We start from the raw sequence: 18,055 nt of genomic DNA on the forward strand, positions 1-18,055 counted from the left end.
GAAAATCAATCATGCTCAACGAAAAATGCTGGAAGTGCGCTAACACTTCCAGCGATTGCCAGGCATTCTCAAAATTCATCACGTTCTAAGCAATTCATTTTATCACCTAACATTACAAAAGTATGAATTATCCGGTTCATGCCAATACGCTTCAGCAGAAAACCATGTTGCTGCAAGGCATAGGCACCAACCCGCGACAAATCCTGCTGGCCATGAAACTTGCACTGCTGCTCTTACTGGCTTTCAGTCTCCACGCAACAGCCGATGCGCTTGCCCAGAAAATCGACATTCAAGTCAGCAATCAACCCCTTGATGTGGTCTTCAAAAAAATCAGGGAACAAAGCGATTATTCCTTTGTCTTCAAGGCATCGTTCTTACAATATGCCAAACCCGTTACTGTAGCGATAAAGGACAAGGAGATTACCGATGTGCTGCCCATCATATTCGCAGGCCAGCCTTTTGATTATGAAATCAAGGGTAAGGTCATCACACTGCTACCGAAACCACAGGTAATGCCTGCTCCCAACCAACAAATCACCATCAGAGGTCGAGTTACCGATTCGTTGAATAATCCTTTAGTGGGTGTCACTGTACAGGTCAAGGAAAGTGGATGGCAGACCATCACTGACCGAGAAGGCCGTTATGAAATTACAGGAGTATATCCCACAGAGACCCTACACTTCCGTTTACTTAGCTATCAACCTTACGAAACATCTGCCAACAGGCCGGAGATTAATGTCACACTTAGGCTGCTTTATAGTGAACTTCAAGAAGTAGACGTATCGCTCAATACAGGATACCAGAACATGCCAAAGGAAAGAGCGACCGGATCGTTTGTTCAAATCAATAATGAAATGTTGAACCGGCGCGTATCCACGGATATCGTCAGCCGGTTGGAAGGGATAACCAATGGCCTTGCATTCTATCGCAGCAGTGCCAGCGAGCAACCTACATTGAACATAAGGGGACGTAGCACCATATTCGCAAATAACACACCATTAATCGTACTGGACAATTTCCCGTTTGACGGTGACATCAACAACATCAACCCCAACGACATTGAGAGCATTACGGTATTGAAAGATGCGGCTGCCGCTTCGATATGGGGTGTGCGTGCAGGCAATGGTGTAATTGTGATCAATACGAAACGTGGCCGTACGAACCAGCCGCCAAGAATTGAACTCAACACCAATGTGACTATCGGTGAAAAACCGGATTCTTTTTACCTGCCGCGAATGTCATCAGCAGATTTTATCGAATTAGAGACTGAGTTTTTCAATCGCGGATATTATGCCAGCCAGGAAAATTCCAATCAGCGGCCAGCGCTCACACCAGTTCAGGAAATCCTGATCGCCAAACGGGACGAATTGGTTTCAGAAGCTGAAGCCAGTTCACAAATCGAATCATTGAAGCAATACGATGTACGTAATGATTTTCAAAAGTATTTCCTTCGAAACAGCGTAAACCAACAATACGCATTGAACGTAAGCGGTGGAGGGAACAAGTCAAGCTATTTTCTTTCACTTGGTCACGATAACAATGCGTCAAACGCTGTAGGTAATGGTTATCGTCGTTATTCCGTGAATGCTTCCAACAATTTCAGTCCCATGCATAATTTGGAACTTTCGGCATCGGTAATGCACATTGTTACAGAAACAGATAACAACAGCAATGGTATCGCTGATTTAGCAGCACCATACACTAAGAAGTACTACAGTTATGCACAGCTCGCTGATGAATCAGGCAATCCTCTTCCTATCAGTTACGGATTCCGAGACACTTACAAATCGGCTATGGAAGCAAATGGCTTCATGGATTGGCAATATCGCCCGTTGGAGGATTTACGTTTGTCAGACAATCGCACTCGCCAGTATTATAATCGGATAAATCTGGGGGTAACGTACACAGTTTTTGAGGGATTGAGTGCCGAGATCAAGTATCAGTTTGAGAAATCCAATACAAAAGGATATAATCATTTGCCCCAAAACATGTATTTCACGCGAGATTTGATTAACCGCTATTATACCCCTGATGGAGTCCGTCCATACCCGGTACCAATGGGTGATATCATGGATAGTTCTGTTAGTGACTTGACGGGCAACAGTGGACGAGCACAATTAAATTTTGAAAAAGATTGGATAAATAATAATGTAAACATCGTAGCCGGATTTGAAGCAAGGGAAGTAAAAGCTGAAAGCAACCAACAGCGATTATACGGCTTTGATCCGGAAACGTTAACGAGTCGGCCTGTGGATTATGAAACACTTTATATCACTAATCCGGCAAGTTCGAGAGCAGTTATTCCTTATCCGAGAAACATCTCAATTTTAACAGACAGGTTCATTTCATACTATGCCAATATTGGATACACTCTTTTAGACCGATATACTTTATCAGCAAGCGGACGGATAGATCAATCGAATCTATTCGGAGTGCAAACAAACCAAAACACGGTGCCTCTTTGGTCTTCAGGCATAAAATGGGATATTGATAAGGAGCCCTTTTTTCAAACTGATTGGTTGAATACGTTGAAATTGAGGACTACTTATGGTTACAACGGAAACTTAGACAAGAGTACCACAGCTTTACTTACAGGGAGATATGGGACTGCTCTCGCGACCTCAGCTCTTGACATCACCCTCAACGGTCTGCCTAATCCACAACTGAGATGGGAAAAATCATCAATGTTGAATATAGGAATAAACTTTGCGATTCTTAATCAAAAATTAACAGGCAATATAGAATATTACAGAAAAAATGGAATGGATCTGATAGGGTCATCTACTTCTATAGACCCAACAACAGGATTCACCTCCTTCAGAGGAAATATGGCTAACATGAAGGGAGATGGTTTAGACGTTGAAATATTTTCCAAGAATATTGACCGCTCTTTTCAATGGACAACTGGCTTGCTATTTAGTCATGCAACCGATAAAGTAACTAAATATCATGATATTAGTACTTCAGCTCTTCCATATATATTGAGTAGTTTTGGAAACTCTGCGTCCACTATCTCTCCTTTGCTTGGCTACCCGGTTCAAAGTATTTACAGCTTTCGTTTTATTGGGCTTGATTCAAATACTGGAGATCCCATCGGATATCGGAATGGAGAGGAAACTACAAACGCAAGAAATATCTTCCTTACTTCAACGACGGAGGAATTGATATTTAATGGTCCGGTAAATCCCGTATTCTTTGGAGGTGTGCGGAATGACTTCCGTTTCAAAGGCGTAACAATCTCATTTAATGTCACCTATAAATTGGGCCATTACTTCAGACGACCATCTGTTGATTACTCGAATTTTATGGCTTACTGGCATGGCAACAAAGATTATAGATTGAGGTGGCAAAAGCCAGGTGATGAATTAAAAACGAATGTTCCGTCAATTCCACTTACCTCACCAGATATGTATCGGGAATATTATTTCTATGGAAACTCAGAAACACTGGTAGAAAGAGGTGATCATATACGATTGCAGGATATAAATATAAGATACACGATAGAAAAAATAGGTGGTAGGACACTGCCAATTCGCAATCTACAAATTTATGTTTACGGCAATAACCTTGGCATTTTGTGGAAGGCGAATAAACACGGTATTGACCCAGACTCGGTTCCTTATTCCGGCGCAAATTTTCTGCCCACACCCAGATCATTTTCAATCGGACTTAAAGCAGGTATTTAAGTTTCTAAATCTCTTAACCATGAAATATACAATGTATTTATTAGCGATACTGGTGTCAATATCGTGTTCAAAAAGTTGGCTGGAAAAGAAAAATGACAGTGGCATGGTTGTGCCAAGTACGTTAAAAGATCTCCAAAGCATATTAGACAGAAATCTTGTAATGAACAATTATTATCCCGTAATTGGAGATTTGGCTTCAGACGACTATTATCTTTCTTATAATATCTGGCAAGCGCTAAGTTTGACTTTTCGGGAAATCTATACTTGGGAAAGTAACTTCCTGGATGTAGGAAGTACGTCTATTTGGCAAAGACCCTATCTCACTGTTTTTTATGCAAACGCAGCTTTAGAGGGTGTGGAGAAGATAGCACCAAATATGACTAACAAAATAGAGAGAAGTAATATCGTTGGCAGTGCTCATTTTTTCAGGGCATTTGCATTTTATACCACATCCCAAATTTTTGCCAAACATTACAGTTCTGCTACAGCAAACTCTGACTTAGGTATTGTGTTACGGACAACTACTGATGTAAATGTTAAATCAAAGAGATCAACTGTGCAGGAAAGCTATGATAAAATAATTTCCGATTTGAAAATAGCTGTATCAAATTTGCCAATTAATCCTGTTTATAAATTCAGACCCTCTAAACCTGCTGCGTATGCGTTATTAGCGAGAACTTATTTAGTGATGAGTGATTATGAAAATGCTTTATTGTACGCAGATTCTTGTCTTCAATTTTATAGCAAGTTAATGGACTATAACTCCCTTGACAGCACACAGCCCTTTCCTATCCCTTTTTTGAATGAAGAAGTCATTTTTCAAGCCGCCCAAGCAGGGGATATTTTAGCAAATAATAATAATTACTTGGTAGATACGACCCTATATGAATTATATGGACAAAACGACCTTAGAAAAGATTTTTTCTTCCGGACAGCTGAACTGGGAAATCATTTTAAGGGGACATACATGGGAGCGAGTCCTGGCATAAACGTTTTTGGCGGAATTGCAACTGACGAAGTATATCTTATAAGAGCAGAATGCTTCGCACGGCTGGGAAATAGCGCGGCAGCAATGGCTGACTTAAACGAATTACTTGAGAATCGTTGGGTATCCGGCACATTTGTTCCACTAACTGCAACGACTCCGGGTGATGCGTTAGAACGCATACTCATTGAAAGAAGAAAAGAACTGTTATTCAGAGGGCTGCGTTGGAGCGATTTAAGGAGACTAAACAAAGACCCAAAGTTTGAAAAAACGCTTGTTCGTTTATTAGATCAGGATACATTTACAATCCTACCCAATAGCTCTAAATATGTATTTCCAATACCCCAGGCCGTAATTGACGCAACGGGGATGGAGCAAAATCAAAGATGAATAACAGACATAAATAATCGACAAAGCAATATATATTATGAATAACTTCCGGTCCATATACCTTATCTGTTTACTACTTTTTTATTTCCTAACCGGAAAAACACAAGAAAATAGGAACCAAGAAAACATTAGTTATCAGGAAATAGCAATTGGGAAACCAAGTCCAGACTTCATGCTTGACAATGTTATAAATTTTCACAAAAGCCAGGTTAACCTTAGCGATTTCAAAGGCAAACGGGTATTATTGGATTTCTGGACGACGAGCTGCATACCGTGCATACAGGGAATCCCTAAAATGGAGGCATTGCAAAAAGAGTTTAACGATGAGTTGCAAATAATTTTGGTTGGAATCACAAGAAATGATGATATTGTTAAATTTTACAATAAGCGGATTGAACAAGACAAAAGAATTTCCCTACCAATAGCAATTGATTCAACAGTCCACAAACTCTTTAATGTAAAGACAGTACCGCATTATGTGTGGATTGACGATTTCGGGGTGATACAAGCAGTTACTTACAGCTCCGATGTCACGAAAGAAAATATCCGAAATTTTGTGAATGGAGTAAATTTAAATCTAACGAAAAAAAATGACATAAGAATTGATTACAACCCCTTGCAACCATTGTTAATAGATGGAAATGGCAATAATGATGCTACTATTATCCATAGCACAGTATTAACAGGCTATATTGAGGGCTTAAGGATTGGTCAAACTACATATATACCTGATGGTACTAAGCCTATGAAGAGGATAAAAGGTTTGAATACAAGCTCGGTTACACTATATAGAATGGCCTATGCAGATGAAAATGGGACGATTCCTATATCAAGGACGATCCTTGAATTGGAGAATCTTGATAAGTATAGCCATTCGCCTCATCTAAACATCTTAGATTGGGCTAAACAGAATGCATATTGTTATGAACTCAATGTATCCGACAATAGTACTGGTAATATTTTCAAAATCATGAGAAGGGATTTAGAAAATGCAATTGGCCTTGAAGCTTCATTTGACATACGAAATGTTGACTGTTACGTAATGAGTTGTCACGATTCAACAAAACTGAATGCCCAGGGAGATAGTACATTTGCGGATTGGAGTTCTGCTGGTATTTCTATAAAAAACAAGCCTTTTTCTTCTTTTTTTGACATGGTAAAATATTACCATCAAGACAAAATTCTCCTTGACGAAACTGGAATAAATAAAAATGTCGACATTCAATTGAATACAAACATGACTAATTTAGAAGAAATAAATAACGCTCTATTCCAATATGGTATTACAATAGAAAAATGCAATAGAAAAATAAAAATGCTTGTTTTAAAAGATTGATAAATAAATGCTTAAAGATCAGGTCGTCGAATCAAACATCAACGACCTGATTTTTATTATTAATCGTTGACAGGGAACCCTAAAATATCTCCGGAAGGAAGATCTTTACAACATTGAGCTACCGTTCCTGTACATTCTGTCTCAGGGTCATTACACGGGCGTGGGTCATCATTCAAATTTGACCCATTAGCTGTTACTGTAGCAATTACAGCGGCCGCAAATGCAAAAGCGGCAAATGAGATTTTAATTTTTCTCATAATTGAAATAATGCTTTTATAATCTCAAAAAACAATAAAAACTTTGATTAAGAAATGCCTACTATTTTATACAGGTGTTCAGCTTCTGCCTGTTTATCGCGCAATAAATAATCCCAACTGGCTCAAGTGTTGTGCGACTGCACGCTCAACACGATTGGGAGCCGCGTTTAGGGCCTGATCAACCCATCTATCGTGACTTTACGGTTTTTGAACCATCCCAGGTATGCATCCAGTTGTGAAAGCAGAAAATAGGGGAGGTTAAGCAATTGATAGGTTTTACCGTCTCTGCTTTGCCGGATTTGACTTCTATAGGGATTAACTGATATTCAAAGTGATATAGGTAGTCCGTATCTGCGGTTAGACAGTCGGCGGCGTGATGAGAAATGCACCCTATTGTTGTATAATCATCGTTTTTTAGACTAGGCCGGGGATCCAACATTTTACGGGAAAGGGAAAGTTCCCAAAGCATCTCTCGTGCCATTTTAGAGTAGGCGTAAGCGTCATCAAAAAAAACTTGTAGTATATACTTAAAATATATGCCTTTGTGAAAAACGAGCGGATGAAGACTTTATCGTTAAAATTGGACAACCGCGTGTTTGCGGATACGGAAGAAATGACAGCCAAGTTGAAGTTGGCCAGAAATCGCTATATCAATGAAGCGGTAGAAGCGTATAACCTCTTCAATAAAAGGCGGCTCCTGAAAAGTAAACTGGCTAAAGAATCCAAACTAACAAGCGCTGACTCCATGCAAGTTTTGCATGAATTTGAAAAATTGATGGATGGCGATTAGACAGTATGATATTTGGCTGGCTGACCTCAATCCCACAAAAAGTACGGAACCCGGTAAAACGCGACCCTTTGTGTATCGAACTACTCCGTGTGCACTTACAAGAAGGACAACTTGATCGGCTGAGCGATATACTGGTTGACCAGATTAGGGCAATAGACAATAATCGGCTAATCAAAAAGCTTGGACGGCTTACCGAAGACCAAATCCCCAAATTGAAAGCGAATACCCGGATTGTGCTGGATATATCGTGAGCGTTGCGCGCAGCAACTTTCTCGTGCCTTTCTATTCCGGATTTGGGCGTAGCGAGTACAGGACAGGGCTTTGCTTTCTTGGGTGATGCTTTCCGTAAGGTTATTTTAGCGGCATTTCCGGTCCATTTCATTTGCAGTCACGTCACGATGCTATTTTGTCGTGGCCAGACTTGTTATCGGTGCTTCGGAAGGCCACCAAGGATTAAGGTACAAGCTGCGGTGAATCTCGCGGATTGAGGTTACGGCTTTATGCTCGAAAGATATTCCTGGGCGTTCATCACAGGAATATCTGCCAGCTTGAAATCCGGTGCGTTACGCGTGATGATGACGCCGCAATTTGCTTTGATGGCACTGTAGTACTGCAAGGAGTCTTCGAAATCCGTGAAATCAGCGTTTAACCCCTTCTCGACAATGGCTTCATCGATGGGACATACCTCACAGATTACCTTGAACTTCCGTAGGCTCTCCTTAGCCCGTACGGCATTGCCGAACTTGCTCAATAAATAATGAGCCGTAGCAAATGTCAATGCCGAGCAGACTAGTATAACACGACCTTGATCGGCAAGTGTCGCCAGTTTTGCTGCCGGTTCGTAATATGGGTGGCGTTCGGCCAAGAGGTCAAGGACGATGTTCGTATCCCAGAATATGCGGGAAACAGCCATCAGTTATATTTGTCAGCGAGGTAATCGGAATACCCTCGACCGTGTTCGGCGTCTTCCGGCATCCCTAAGCCATTCGACATACTTTTGACAAATGGCGAAATAGGTAAATCGGCCGCTGTCCCTTGGTCAGTAAGCGATTTCAAATACGCTTCGATAATGCCTGATAAGCTTCGCTGCTGCGACGCTGCGTACGATTTCGCACGTTCGATAACCATCTTGTCGAGTTTCAATGTCAATTTCGTATCCATGGCAACAAACTGTACGTGCAAAAATAAGAAAAATATCCGTATAGGCAAAAGGTTAGCCGTGCATGACGACATAGTCGGTATCCAATACACCAAGCCGCTGCCTGTTTTGGAAGGACTGTTGGAGATTGGGGTGTTGGAGTGTTGAGCACAAGTGGCGCTTCGCTGAACACTTGCCCCTCTGGTGCGAGAGTTAACTTTTCTCGCTATGGTTAAACCGCGGCAGGTCTACTAGCGGGGCACCCATTTCACCGTCTCGCTCACCAACGTTGGAAGTACGGAATGCTTCCCCGCCTTAAACGAATGGTCCGCCCCCTCAAGCCGCACCAGCGAGGCCAAGGGCAGCGAATTGCATACCGAATGGATGAGCTCCCACGTGGCCAGCGCATCCCTGGAGCCCTGCAGGAAGAGCATAGGAATGCGTAGTTGCTGGAGGTGGTCGGCTCGAACGGTGGCTGGCTTACCGGCCGGATGGAGCGGAAAACCATAAAACACAATACCGGCTACCCCGCTATCCGGATGGGCGGCGAGGTATTGCGAAGTCATCCTTCCGCCAAATGATTTGCCAGCTGCAATGAGGGGTAGCATAGGATTCAGGGTACGGGCCTTCGCAATAGCCGCCGCGATGGTCTGATGGGCGACTGCGGGGGAATCCGGGCGGCGTTTCTGTTGCTCCGAAAACGGGAAGTTGAACCGCAGGACGGCAATGCCCGCATCGGCAAGCGAACCGGCAAGCGCTTCCATAAAGGGATGGTCCATGCCGGCACCCGCGCCATGGGCCAGCGTAAGGGTGCATATGGGATGGTTTGGTGCAGTGTATTTAGCCGTTACCGCATTGACCGTGGGGGAAATCCTCAACTTGAGTGTTTGCGCATCCATGCTTCATTGTAGTTTCGTGTGTTGCGGCTTAAACGCCTCTTTGGCGTGCACGCCTTGGCAATCTACGAAAATTCAGGTACAGCGCAATCAAGAAAGCCACAGCGAAACTCACCGCGGTGATTGCGTCGATCCACCCCGGGTCGCTGTCGGCTCCTGCCAGCTTGTCTACCTGATACTTGACAAATGAGTTCGGCAGGTTGCGTTCGCCGAGGCGGGTTTTGACCTCCCATTGCCAGTCGGTAATCGGGCAGTAGCCGATGCCATACCAGATACCCAGTACAAGCCACGACGCTGCCGTGAGCAGCACCCCGCACAGATGCCAACGGCGTGTGGCAGGCCAAATCCAGCCCAGCAGGTTAAACCCGATGATCAGCAGGTGTAACAGCGTATAAAAGCTATCGAGTATGGGTAGCCACACGAAAGATAACAATAGGGGACGGGAATTGTTGCGTGGAAGACCGACCCGATGTGGGAGCAATTACAAATGGCGGTGTAGCGAAATGCCATTGAATGTCGTCTACAACTCATAAATACCTGATTTATGCAAAGAGTGTTACTTTTGATGGTGGTACTATCGGCAGGTGCAGCGGTATCGTGCAAGAAGGACCCGACAACAGTAAACCTGGCAACGCTGGATGCGGTACAGGAATACCAATTGTATAGCGCCCAGTCCGATGGCAGCATATCATTGAAGTGGGGCGATTTTCGGATGTGTCTCGTTGGGCCCTGCCCACAGGCGACCACACCAGTGAAATACCAGGTCTTCATATCTGAAGGTGGGCCGGAGGATTTCCGGCTTCATACGCAGCTGCCGCCAAGCAAGACGGAACTGACGATCCGCGGGCTGGAAAACGACAAGCCGTATCTTTTTCAAGTGGTGGTGGTTGGAAAGCACGATAGCGTAGTGACGACCAATAGGATCATGACAGCCCCAATAGGCCATCGCATTAGCGACGTAATGCACTTTCCACAACCGACGGATGTCAGCCGGTCATACGACGGGCGGTTTGATGCCTTCACGACCTACCGGGCCAGTTCGGGTAGCACATTGACTATACGGGAGGGGCAATCGCCAGAGGTGGTGGTGCGGAGCCGCACACAGGCGCCGGCCTGGGCGCCCGCCGACTACCGGCTGGCCTATCAGACGAGCGATGGATTGACGGGACCGACCTACCCCGAGCATATTTACGTGTATGATTCGGAGGAGGGGACACATCGGCAGATCGTGGGCGGGCAGCGCCGCAACGTGGAGCCGGCATGGTCGCCGGATGGCCGTTCGCTTTTGTTCCTGTCAGACCGCGGTGGTGAAGCTGGCTACTTAGACCTGTGGAGTGTTGACGTGGCTGACACCACCAAAGTACAGCGTTTGACAACGGTGAGCGCCACCAACGAAGTGTTGAGTGGGCTGGCCCCAACATGGTCGCCTGATGGCGGCAAGATCGCGTTTACTACGGTGCCTTCGACGGATAGCAATGTGTTGCCCTATTCGCTGCGCATCGTCGAAATGGATGCCGATGGCACCGACCGACGGCTATTGGTCGAATCGGATTGGAACGATTACAACCCGGTATACTCGCCCCTGGGCGATCGGATCGCTTTTCTCAGTGATCGCAGCGGGGGCCGTGAAATATGAACGATGATACTCGCTACAGGTGCGCTGCGGCAACTGACCTATACCGATGACCTCGAACAGCCAAGCTACTACGTGCAGGATGGACTGCAGTGGTCGCCCGACGGGTCGGGATTATACTTCACGGGGGTAAAGAGCGGCATGAAATACGGGTATTTCTTCGTAGATAGCGCGCCGCTGGCCCACTAAGTGACGCGTTTCACAAAATTCACGGTCTCATCTACCAATATGATGCGTTGCGCACCATATTGGTAGCGTCTACTGCGGTACGCGTGTGCCGGCGCAGGAGTGTAGCCGAGCCTCGCATTAGATGGTAAAGCGGAAGTACTGCCACTCGCTCCAATTGCAATAGCGGTCGCCGATTTTGGCGCGTACCCGCCACCGTCCCGGCTGTGCACCTACAAAATTGTGGTTGAAGGATGTGCCCGTCAAATTGTGGTGCACAGAAAAGGTCTGGAAAGACTCGGCGGCCCATTGGCCAGCGCGCACGGCACCGTGGGCATCGATTTCGATGCTGTAGGTTGCGCCAGGTATGGATACAGGTTGCCAACTGAACGTCATGGTGCGTGGGTAATGGTTAAATACGCTACCCTCGGCAGGGGCGATTGGCCTGGGTACCGCGCCTTTCCACCAGCCCAATGTGGGGTCTCCCAGGATGCTCATCCCGTAGAACCATTGGCGTTCGCCAAGATCATGGTCTCCACCGCGTGCACGCCACCAATCGATCATAGCATCTCCGATGCAATTGCCCTCGCCGATGGGCTTGTAAAAGTCGGCAAAAAACAACATAGAGCCCGTTTTCGTACTGCCTACGGCCGTAAGCCCGGTATTGGTTTCGCCGCCGGCTTTGTCAAAAATGTACCAGCCACCAATATACTCACTGGTGGTAAACCGGGCCGAGCTGCAGCAAAACAGGTTGAAAAAATGCGCATTCGGTGCACGTTGATCGCGGAAGTAGGCTGTTTCGATGTATTCAGTAGTGCTTGACGATGGCACGCGGAACGAATGCACGTGGGGGGAAGAGTGCGAGCAGACCTGCACGAATGAGCGGCTGCGGTTTATTTCCGTTTTGTATAAGTCTGCGTCGGTAATGTCGGGGTTGGTGTATTTGGTGATGTAAGCAGCGGGGGTCATCTGGTCCATCTCACAGTCGTCAAAGCCAGTCCAATCGTCGTCTACATAAGCGAGGGCGGATCGGGAATGGCCCAGATCACCGGTACGGAAACGGTGGTTGCGATCGAAGTAGTTGTTGAGTAGTGTAGGGTCGTTTCCGTTTAAGGTTGGTGTCCAGAGGCGCCCCAACCAAATCTCTGGGGTGACATGCCCCGATACGGCATTGAATTTGCCGTCGGCGTCCGAATCGGTCCAGGTGGCATTCGTATCCATGTAGTACAGGTCGCAGGGAAACTCGGAAGCACTGCCATGGAAGTCATCACTCATCTCGAACCACGCTGGGGGGATGGCACCGACCATGACCACGCCTTTTGGATTTCTGGCCTTGATGTAGCTGCGGATGTAACTGGGGGTGCCGCCATTGTATACGTGGATGGTGGCCCAAAACTGGTCGCGCCCCAGATCGAGCACATACCGATCTATCCGGTCTTTGATCTGTTGGTAAACGTCTTTGTGCACGAGTACCAGTACATGCCCGCGGTAGTGCCGGAGTAGCGTTCGGGTATTGAGGTATGATTCGCCCGCGGGGTACGACGGCCGCTTCTTTTCGGAAATCAGCGGCACTAAATCAAGGAATTTCTTGAAGGTGAGCTGGTAGTCCTTAAACGTCTCGAGCTTGCGCCCGCGGTTGTCCGTTAACTGTAGGTTGCGTACACTGCGGTATGCCTGGTTGAGTTTGTAGTTGCGCCCGATCGCTTCGAGGTTAAATACCGTCCGGTCCTTCAATACCTGTGCGCGTACTAATTGCGCGTTGGTGATCGCTTTTTTCTCACCGGCAACGAGTGATGCCAGTTTAATCGTTTTCTTTGCCATGGCTCTTTAGAATCTAATTGGATATGACTACTTTCCTATTTGTATGGCAAATTTTATAAAGAGTTGAGCGTTGTGCAATACCTGAAATGGTGTAATTAATGAACCAGTAGTTTGCAATATGACTTTACCACAACTGCCTTTCTTGTGAAGAAAATGGATCGAACTGGTTACCCCCGGTAAGATTTGCTGTTATTTTTTGGTAGGGTAAACTTATTTATACATTGAGCTGTTGTATCACTACGGGGGTGTCATTGAATGTTTCTCCATGGCTTTATCTTAGCAAAACGCGGAACTCTTTAAACGATATACGATGAAAACGTTGCAATTCACAAAAGAAATCAATGCGACGGCCCAGAAAGTATGGGACGTACTTTGGAATCCGGAGACCTATTCAAAATGGACAAGGGCATTCAATCCCGACGACCCGCTTGGCGGATCCATGCGGAGCGATTGGGAGGTAGGTGGTAAAACGCTATTCATGGATAGCAATGGCAGCGGGATGGTATCTACCATAAAAACCATAGATGAACCTTATGAGCTGGTATTTGAGCACCTAGGCGAGCTGATTGACGGGCGGGAGGATACGACGAGCGAAAGGGTGAAAACCTGGGCGGGCTCGTTGGAAGAATACTACCTTACGGAACAGGACGGCATCACCACACTCCGCGCTTCTGTACAGATTCCAGAAGGAGACGAAGGGGAGGAGACAATGGACCGTGGGTTTACAGAGGGCTTAGAAGTAGTGAAACGGCTGGCGGAGCAGTAAATTCAGCTTTAAACCGGCATTACGCCATGGCGTTCAAAAAAGGCACGTTCCAACGCTTCCCGGTGTGATGGATGGGCAATGCTGATGAGTGCTTTTCCCCGTTGTTTGAGGTTTTTCCCAAACAGGTTGACCATGCCGTACTCGGTAACTACCCAGTGCACATGCCCGCGTGTGGTGACCACACCGGCTCCTTCCTTGAGGTATGGCACGATGCGGGACTGATTGCGTGAGGTGACGGAGGGTAACGCGATGATCGGCTTGCCGCCGTCTGACAAAGAGGCCCCTCGGATGAAATCCATTTGCCCGCCGATACCGGAAAACTGGTAGATGCCGATGGAGTCGGCACATACCTGGCCGGTGAGGTCGATTTCGATGGCACTGTTGATTGCCGTCATCTTGGCATTCTGCCGGATGATGCTGGTATCGTTTACATAGGATATATCCATGACCAGCACCTTGGGGTTGTCGTGTACGAAATCATACAGCTTGCGGGTGCCCGCCATAAACCCGGTGACGGTACGCCCCCTCTTTATCTTTTTGAGGCTGTTGTCGATGACGCCGCTTTTGAGTAAGGGGATGACACCATCGGAAAGCATCTCCGTATGAATACCCAGGTGCTTGTGGCCGGTGAGGTTTTGCAGCACCTGGTCGGGTATGCTGCCTATGCCCATCTGCAACGTTGCACCGTCTTCAACGAGCGAAGCGACATGGCGCCCGATGGTTCTGACGGCATCGGTTGATTTTTGGGAATAATCAACCTCGTGAAGCGCCACTTCTTGATATACTAAATGGTCGATATCGCTGACGGAGATGAATCCGTTGCCATGTGTACGGGGCATTTTTGGATTGACCAGTGCGACGACAATGCGGGCGTTTTCAACGGCGGCCTTGGCAATATCTACCGAAGTGCCCAATGAACAATACCCGTGCGCATCCGGCGCTGATACCTGTACCAAGGCGACATCGAGCGGAAGTATGTGCTGATTGAACAGCTGCGGTATCTGGCTTAGGAACACCGGTACATAATCGCCACCGTTCTCCCGTATAAGCGATCGGATATTTTCGCTCACGAAGAGGGAATTGAAATAGAAGCTTTTCTTGAATTGGGGCGTGTTGAAGTTGATGCCGCCCATATTGGTGATGCCCACCAATTCGACATTCCGAAGTGTTTCGTGCCTATCGATCAGTGCGTTGACCAGCGGTACGGGCGTGGCCGCGCTGCCGTGTATGAATACCCGGTTGCCTGATTGTACACAGGCTACTGCTTCTGCGGCGGTTATGTATGTGGGTGCCATCCTTTTTGTTTTTTGACTATTTATCTGGTGAAAAATGATTTTCCTTGTAACTACAGCGCCATGCGCAAGCGACAGTGAAAGTTAACAATTTTGCGCTAATTGGAGCTGAAGAATCTCAAAATCCGGATTCTTCAATGATCCCAACGGTGCTGCAAAAATTCAAAGAAAAATTTGCGTAGTCGGATAGCTACATTTATATTTGTAGCCAAATAACTTCATGATGAAATTAAGAAGAGATGTATTTCAGGCGATAGCTGACCCAACACGGAGGGCCATTCTCTTGTTGGTGACCACCCAGGCCATGACCGCAGGGGCGATAGCCTCGAATTTTGATACGGCCAGACCCACGGTTTCAAAGCATTTGCAAATACTGACTGCATGTGATTTGCTACAGCAGGAGCAAAAGGGTAGGGAAGTCTACTATCATTTGAATCTGGAAAAGATGAAAGAAATAGCCGACTTCGTAGAACCCTTCCGGAAAATGTGGGACGACCGGTTCAACAAGCTGGAAGCTGTGATGAAAAAATCTACAAACAACTAAAGATGGAACAGAGAACCAAAATCAATGCCGAGGAAGGCAAACAGGAATTGACAATAACGCGGGAATTTGACTTGCCTTTGGCGTTGCTCTTTAAGGCCTACGAGGAACCGGAATTTATTGAGCAATGGATGGGAACAAAGGTATTGAAACTGGAAAACAGAAAGCACGGCTCGTATGTGTTTGAAACTTCGCACCAGGGCAATGTGATGTTTCGGGCAAATGGAACCATACACGAGTTTATCCCTGAGCAAACGATTATACGGACCTTTGAAATGGAAAATGCGGCAATCGGTGTGCAGCTTGAGTTTTTGGAGTTTGAAAAATTGACGGAACAGACAAGCAGATTGACAATGCAGGTTATTTACCGATCTGTTGAACACCGGGCCGTACAATTGAAAATGCCGTTTGCATATGGCCTGAATATGGCGCACGATCAATTGCAGGAAGTAATGGCTAACTTAAACTAATTTGGTATGTCGAAAAAAAGTAAAATCATCTATTGGGTGGCAACCCTATTTTTATCGTTGGGCATGCTGGCAGGCGGAACCCAGCAAATGCTTCAAATCGGTGGCTATAATGAAATCGTAACCCGGCTGGGGTACCCGCTTTACATGCTATCCATTATAGGGGTTTGGAAGATATTGGGGGTGGTGGCTATACTACTGCCCCGCTTTCCCTTAGTAAAAGAATGGGCGTATGCTGGTTTTTTCTTCGTGATGACGGGCGCTGCCATTTCTCATGTTGCGGTGAAAGAGCCATTTGTGGAGGTGGTGCCGTCGTTGACACTGCTCACGGCCATTATTGTTTCGTGGTATTTCAGGCCTGCAAGCCGGAAAGTGGCCCCAACGAACGAACGTGAATAAATTAAAGCTATTGGCAAAATGACAAACATAGCAATTGAAGAGGGTGTGGTACATGAGGTGCCAGACGATTTGAAGCATGTATTGCGCTCCAACGCGGCACTATTGGAAAAATGGAATAAATTGACGCCGCTCGCCCGCAATGAATGGATTTGCTGGACGACGATTGTAAAGCAGGAAAAAACACGGACAGAACATATCAAACGATTGAGTGAAGATATCGTTGAAGGCAAGAAACGCCCTTGCTGCTGGCCCGGCTGCCCCCACCGGCGGCCCAATGCGCAGAAATGGTTTAAGTAACTTGAGTTGAATCCCATGATCAGCAGGTGCAATAGCGTATAAAAGCTATCGAGTATGGGTAACCACACGAAAAATCTCTATATATTTCCCTACTTGCTGTTTTTTAGCGCTGCAACCTGAGTGGCTAAATCGGCAACAGCTTTGGTTAAGGTGGTCAGCGCGGCGAGTATCTTTTCGGAAGTACTGTCTTGAGTAAATGTCGGTTCGTAATTCAGATAGCTTTGGTGCGATGACGAATCATGACTGGAATTTCGCTGGATATTATATACGGCCTTGTCCTCATCAAACGCAATTACCTTTTCTGCCGGGATTCCTAAAACGCCCGAAATCACCTTCATGTCTTCCGGATCGATCACTTCCTGCCGCTCTAATTTAGACATCTTTTGCTGGCTCCAGCCACACTGCTTTGCAAACGTTTCCTGCTGTTCGTAACCGAAAAGCATGCGTAGCTTGCGTGTGTTGCGGCCATCGCGCCGCTTGGGGATATGGGGGGTGGTCATAAGGGCAAATTTAATTGTTTAATTTGAAAATTGGAAAATTTGATAATCATTGCACCAGCCCGTACCACCACCAGATTACTTGCATAACGCCGAGAAAGAAGATACATCCTAACTTGGCACGGAGGAGGCGCAGCGCGTTGGATACTTGTTTTTTTACCGTACCTTCCGAAATATCCAGTCGGTCGGCAATCTCCTTATGCGAAAGGTACGCTTTGCGGCTGAGCTCGAATACTTCGCGCATGCGGGGCGGCAGGTTTTCGATCTCTTGCTCAACCAGTTTTTCCAGTTCGGCAACGCGGAGTGGTTCATCCGTCATAAATTCGCCCTCGCTCAGATCAAGCTGGCTTAGGTAACTGGCTTTTACTTTCTCCTTGCGGATGTACCGGATAACCTGATTGCGGGCCGCACCATATAGGTAGCTGCTCAACGAAAAGCGCAGCTCTAGCTGCGGGGCGTTTTCCCAGAAATGAACGAATACATCCTGCACCGTATCCGTAGCCTGCGCCTCATCGCGGAGCAGGCGGTGGCAAAAGCGGTGCAACGCACCCCAGTACCGCTGGTATAGCTCGGTGTATGCGTATGTGTCTTGCTCTTTGACCAGATCGGCCAGTACTTCATCCGTGAGTAATGCGTATGTTTTCATCCATGGTGGCTTGGCTAGCACTCAAAGATACCGTTTTCGATCCAAAAAAGAAA

Annotated in this window: 21 protein-coding genes; 12 read left to right on the forward strand and 9 right to left on the reverse strand. The window is 46.4% G+C overall.

What is annotated here, in order from left to right; all coding sequences use genetic code 11:
* Window positions 1-122 precede the first annotated feature (122 nt).
* Genes ACEVG1_RS06480 through ACEVG1_RS06490 form a run of 3 tightly spaced genes read left to right on the forward strand, consistent with a single transcriptional unit; the run spans window position 123 to window position 6,397 of the window.
* The gene (locus tag ACEVG1_RS06480; protein WP_374742770.1) at window positions 123-3,686 is read left to right on the forward strand and encodes a SusC/RagA family TonB-linked outer membrane protein; all 3,564 of its coding nucleotides are present in this window, start codon (window positions 123-125) and stop codon (window positions 3,684-3,686) included.
* A 19-nt stretch (window positions 3,687-3,705) separates the two neighbouring features.
* On the forward strand, window positions 3,706-5,061 hold the full coding sequence (locus ACEVG1_RS06485; RefSeq protein ID WP_374742771.1) for a RagB/SusD family nutrient uptake outer membrane protein: 1,356 nt from the start codon (window positions 3,706-3,708) through the stop codon (window positions 5,059-5,061).
* A 37-nt stretch (window positions 5,062-5,098) separates the two neighbouring features.
* A complete protein-coding gene (locus tag ACEVG1_RS06490; protein ID WP_374742772.1) occupies window positions 5,099-6,397 on the forward strand; it encodes a redoxin domain-containing protein in 1,299 nt (432 codons plus the stop codon).
* Window positions 6,398-6,456: 59 nt separating this feature from the next.
* On the opposite strand, the gene ACEVG1_RS06495 is transcribed toward ACEVG1_RS06490, so the two are convergent.
* Entirely contained in the window at window positions 6,457-6,654 is a 198-nt protein-coding gene (locus ACEVG1_RS06495) for a hypothetical protein (protein WP_374742773.1), read from the reverse strand.
* A gap of 559 nt (window positions 6,655-7,213) precedes the next feature.
* Between ACEVG1_RS06495 and ACEVG1_RS06500 the strand changes: the two genes are divergently transcribed.
* Window positions 7,214-7,444 carry a hypothetical protein gene (locus ACEVG1_RS06500; RefSeq protein ID WP_374742774.1) on the forward strand — a complete coding sequence of 77 codons (231 nt, stop codon included), beginning with the start codon at window positions 7,214-7,216 and terminating at the stop codon, window positions 7,442-7,444.
* Window positions 7,445-7,512: 68 nt separating this feature from the next.
* Window positions 7,513-7,695, forward strand: coding sequence for a type II toxin-antitoxin system PemK/MazF family toxin (locus ACEVG1_RS06505; protein WP_374742775.1), 183 nt, complete (start codon window positions 7,513-7,515; stop codon window positions 7,693-7,695).
* 239 nt (window positions 7,696-7,934) lie between these two features.
* Here ACEVG1_RS06505 and ACEVG1_RS06510 read toward each other — a convergent pair whose 3' ends face one another.
* The 4 genes from ACEVG1_RS06510 to ACEVG1_RS06525 form a co-directional block, all read right to left on the reverse strand.
* Complete coding sequence (locus ACEVG1_RS06510) at window positions 7,935-8,357, reverse strand: type II toxin-antitoxin system VapC family toxin (protein WP_374742777.1); 423 nt, start codon at window positions 8,355-8,357, stop codon at window positions 7,935-7,937.
* The gene (locus ACEVG1_RS06515) at window positions 8,357-8,605 is read right to left on the reverse strand and encodes a DUF6364 family protein (protein WP_374742778.1); all 249 of its coding nucleotides are present in this window, start codon (window positions 8,603-8,605) and stop codon (window positions 8,357-8,359) included. The genes ACEVG1_RS06510 and ACEVG1_RS06515 overlap by 1 nt, the downstream gene beginning before the upstream one ends.
* Window positions 8,606-8,833: 228 nt before the next feature.
* Complete coding sequence (locus ACEVG1_RS06520) at window positions 8,834-9,481, reverse strand: alpha/beta fold hydrolase (RefSeq protein WP_374742779.1); 648 nt, start codon at window positions 9,479-9,481, stop codon at window positions 8,834-8,836.
* 28 nt (window positions 9,482-9,509) lie between these two features.
* Entirely contained in the window at window positions 9,510-9,899 is a 390-nt protein-coding gene (locus ACEVG1_RS06525; RefSeq protein ID WP_374742780.1) for a DUF2784 domain-containing protein, read from the reverse strand.
* A 123-nt stretch (window positions 9,900-10,022) separates the two neighbouring features.
* Between ACEVG1_RS06525 and ACEVG1_RS06530 the strand changes: the two genes are divergently transcribed.
* Entirely contained in the window at window positions 10,023-11,114 is a 1,092-nt protein-coding gene (locus tag ACEVG1_RS06530) for a hypothetical protein (protein WP_374742781.1), read from the forward strand.
* 3 nt (window positions 11,115-11,117) lie between these two features.
* The gene (locus ACEVG1_RS06535) at window positions 11,118-11,300 is read left to right on the forward strand and encodes a hypothetical protein (RefSeq protein WP_374742782.1); all 183 of its coding nucleotides are present in this window, start codon (window positions 11,118-11,120) and stop codon (window positions 11,298-11,300) included.
* 117 nt (window positions 11,301-11,417) lie between these two features.
* Here the strand turns inward: ACEVG1_RS06535 and ACEVG1_RS06540 are convergent, their stop codons facing one another.
* Window positions 11,418-13,097 (reverse strand): C25 family cysteine peptidase, encoded by a 1,680-nt coding sequence (locus ACEVG1_RS06540; protein WP_374742784.1) that lies wholly within the window; start codon window positions 13,095-13,097, stop codon window positions 11,418-11,420.
* A 310-nt stretch (window positions 13,098-13,407) separates the two neighbouring features.
* On the opposite strand from ACEVG1_RS06540, the gene ACEVG1_RS06545 reads away from it, so the two are divergent.
* Complete coding sequence (locus ACEVG1_RS06545) at window positions 13,408-13,863, forward strand: SRPBCC domain-containing protein (RefSeq protein ID WP_374742785.1); 456 nt, start codon at window positions 13,408-13,410, stop codon at window positions 13,861-13,863.
* A gap of 8 nt (window positions 13,864-13,871) precedes the next feature.
* Here ACEVG1_RS06545 and ACEVG1_RS06550 read toward each other — a convergent pair whose 3' ends face one another.
* Entirely contained in the window at window positions 13,872-15,158 is a 1,287-nt protein-coding gene (locus ACEVG1_RS06550) for an acetyl-CoA hydrolase/transferase family protein (protein WP_374742786.1), read from the reverse strand.
* A 220-nt stretch (window positions 15,159-15,378) separates the two neighbouring features.
* Between ACEVG1_RS06550 and ACEVG1_RS06555 the strand changes: the two genes are divergently transcribed.
* The 4 genes from ACEVG1_RS06555 to ACEVG1_RS06570 are packed head-to-tail and all read left to right on the forward strand — an operon-like array spanning window position 15,379 to window position 16,859.
* Window positions 15,379-15,699 (forward strand): metalloregulator ArsR/SmtB family transcription factor, encoded by a 321-nt coding sequence (locus ACEVG1_RS06555; protein ID WP_374742945.1) that lies wholly within the window; start codon window positions 15,379-15,381, stop codon window positions 15,697-15,699.
* 2 nt (window positions 15,700-15,701) lie between these two features.
* Window positions 15,702-16,166, forward strand: a complete 465-nt coding sequence (locus tag ACEVG1_RS06560; protein ID WP_374742787.1) for an SRPBCC domain-containing protein — start codon at window positions 15,702-15,704, stop codon at window positions 16,164-16,166.
* A 6-nt stretch (window positions 16,167-16,172) separates the two neighbouring features.
* Window positions 16,173-16,562: a DoxX family protein gene (locus ACEVG1_RS06565; RefSeq protein ID WP_374742788.1), complete on the forward strand. Its 390-nt coding sequence runs from the start codon at window positions 16,173-16,175 to the stop codon at window positions 16,560-16,562.
* Between the two features lie 18 nt (window positions 16,563-16,580).
* Window positions 16,581-16,859 carry a YdeI/OmpD-associated family protein gene (locus ACEVG1_RS06570; RefSeq protein WP_374742789.1) on the forward strand — a complete coding sequence of 93 codons (279 nt, stop codon included), beginning with the start codon at window positions 16,581-16,583 and terminating at the stop codon, window positions 16,857-16,859.
* Between the two features lie 89 nt (window positions 16,860-16,948).
* Here ACEVG1_RS06570 and ACEVG1_RS06575 read toward each other — a convergent pair whose 3' ends face one another.
* Complete coding sequence (locus ACEVG1_RS06575; RefSeq protein WP_374742790.1) at window positions 16,949-17,359, reverse strand: helix-turn-helix domain-containing protein; 411 nt, start codon at window positions 17,357-17,359, stop codon at window positions 16,949-16,951.
* Between the two features lie 46 nt (window positions 17,360-17,405).
* Window positions 17,406-18,002 carry an RNA polymerase sigma factor gene (locus ACEVG1_RS06580; protein ID WP_374742791.1) on the reverse strand — a complete coding sequence of 199 codons (597 nt, stop codon included), beginning with the start codon at window positions 18,000-18,002 and terminating at the stop codon, window positions 17,406-17,408.
* Window positions 18,003-18,055 lie beyond the last annotated feature (53 nt).

Source organism: Parapedobacter sp. 2B3 (assembly GCF_041925275.1).
GTDB lineage: Bacteria > Bacteroidota > Bacteroidia > Sphingobacteriales > Sphingobacteriaceae > Parapedobacter > Parapedobacter pyrenivorans_A.

Coding starts and splice junctions, on each gene's coding strand:
- ACEVG1_RS06565 (WP_374742788.1), top strand. CDS start 16,173: ATGTCGAAAAAAAGTAAAATCATCTATTGGGTGGCAACCCTATTTTTA.
- ACEVG1_RS06575 (WP_374742790.1), bottom strand. CDS start 17,359: ATGACCACCCCCCATATCCCCAAGCGGCGCGATGGCCGCAACACACGC.
- ACEVG1_RS06560 (WP_374742787.1), top strand. CDS start 15,702: ATGGAACAGAGAACCAAAATCAATGCCGAGGAAGGCAAACAGGAATTG.
- ACEVG1_RS06570 (WP_374742789.1), top strand. CDS start 16,581: ATGACAAACATAGCAATTGAAGAGGGTGTGGTACATGAGGTGCCAGAC.
- ACEVG1_RS06480 (WP_374742770.1), top strand. CDS start 123: ATGAATTATCCGGTTCATGCCAATACGCTTCAGCAGAAAACCATGTTG.
- ACEVG1_RS06490 (WP_374742772.1), top strand. CDS start 5,099: ATGAATAACTTCCGGTCCATATACCTTATCTGTTTACTACTTTTTTAT.
- ACEVG1_RS06580 (WP_374742791.1), bottom strand. CDS start 18,002: ATGAAAACATACGCATTACTCACGGATGAAGTACTGGCCGATCTGGTC.
- ACEVG1_RS06545 (WP_374742785.1), top strand. CDS start 13,408: ATGAAAACGTTGCAATTCACAAAAGAAATCAATGCGACGGCCCAGAAA.
- ACEVG1_RS06540 (WP_374742784.1), bottom strand. CDS start 13,097: ATGGCAAAGAAAACGATTAAACTGGCATCACTCGTTGCCGGTGAGAAA.
- ACEVG1_RS06535 (WP_374742782.1), top strand. CDS start 11,118: ATGATACTCGCTACAGGTGCGCTGCGGCAACTGACCTATACCGATGAC.
- ACEVG1_RS06500 (WP_374742774.1), top strand. CDS start 7,214: ATGAAGACTTTATCGTTAAAATTGGACAACCGCGTGTTTGCGGATACG.
- ACEVG1_RS06515 (WP_374742778.1), bottom strand. CDS start 8,605: ATGGATACGAAATTGACATTGAAACTCGACAAGATGGTTATCGAACGT.
- ACEVG1_RS06510 (WP_374742777.1), bottom strand. CDS start 8,357: ATGGCTGTTTCCCGCATATTCTGGGATACGAACATCGTCCTTGACCTC.
- ACEVG1_RS06485 (WP_374742771.1), top strand. CDS start 3,706: ATGAAATATACAATGTATTTATTAGCGATACTGGTGTCAATATCGTGT.
- ACEVG1_RS06550 (WP_374742786.1), bottom strand. CDS start 15,158: ATGGCACCCACATACATAACCGCCGCAGAAGCAGTAGCCTGTGTACAA.
- ACEVG1_RS06530 (WP_374742781.1), top strand. CDS start 10,023: ATGCAAAGAGTGTTACTTTTGATGGTGGTACTATCGGCAGGTGCAGCG.
- ACEVG1_RS06495 (WP_374742773.1), bottom strand. CDS start 6,654: ATGAGAAAAATTAAAATCTCATTTGCCGCTTTTGCATTTGCGGCCGCT.
- ACEVG1_RS06520 (WP_374742779.1), bottom strand. CDS start 9,481: ATGGATGCGCAAACACTCAAGTTGAGGATTTCCCCCACGGTCAATGCG.
- ACEVG1_RS06555 (WP_374742945.1), top strand. CDS start 15,379: ATGAAATTAAGAAGAGATGTATTTCAGGCGATAGCTGACCCAACACGG.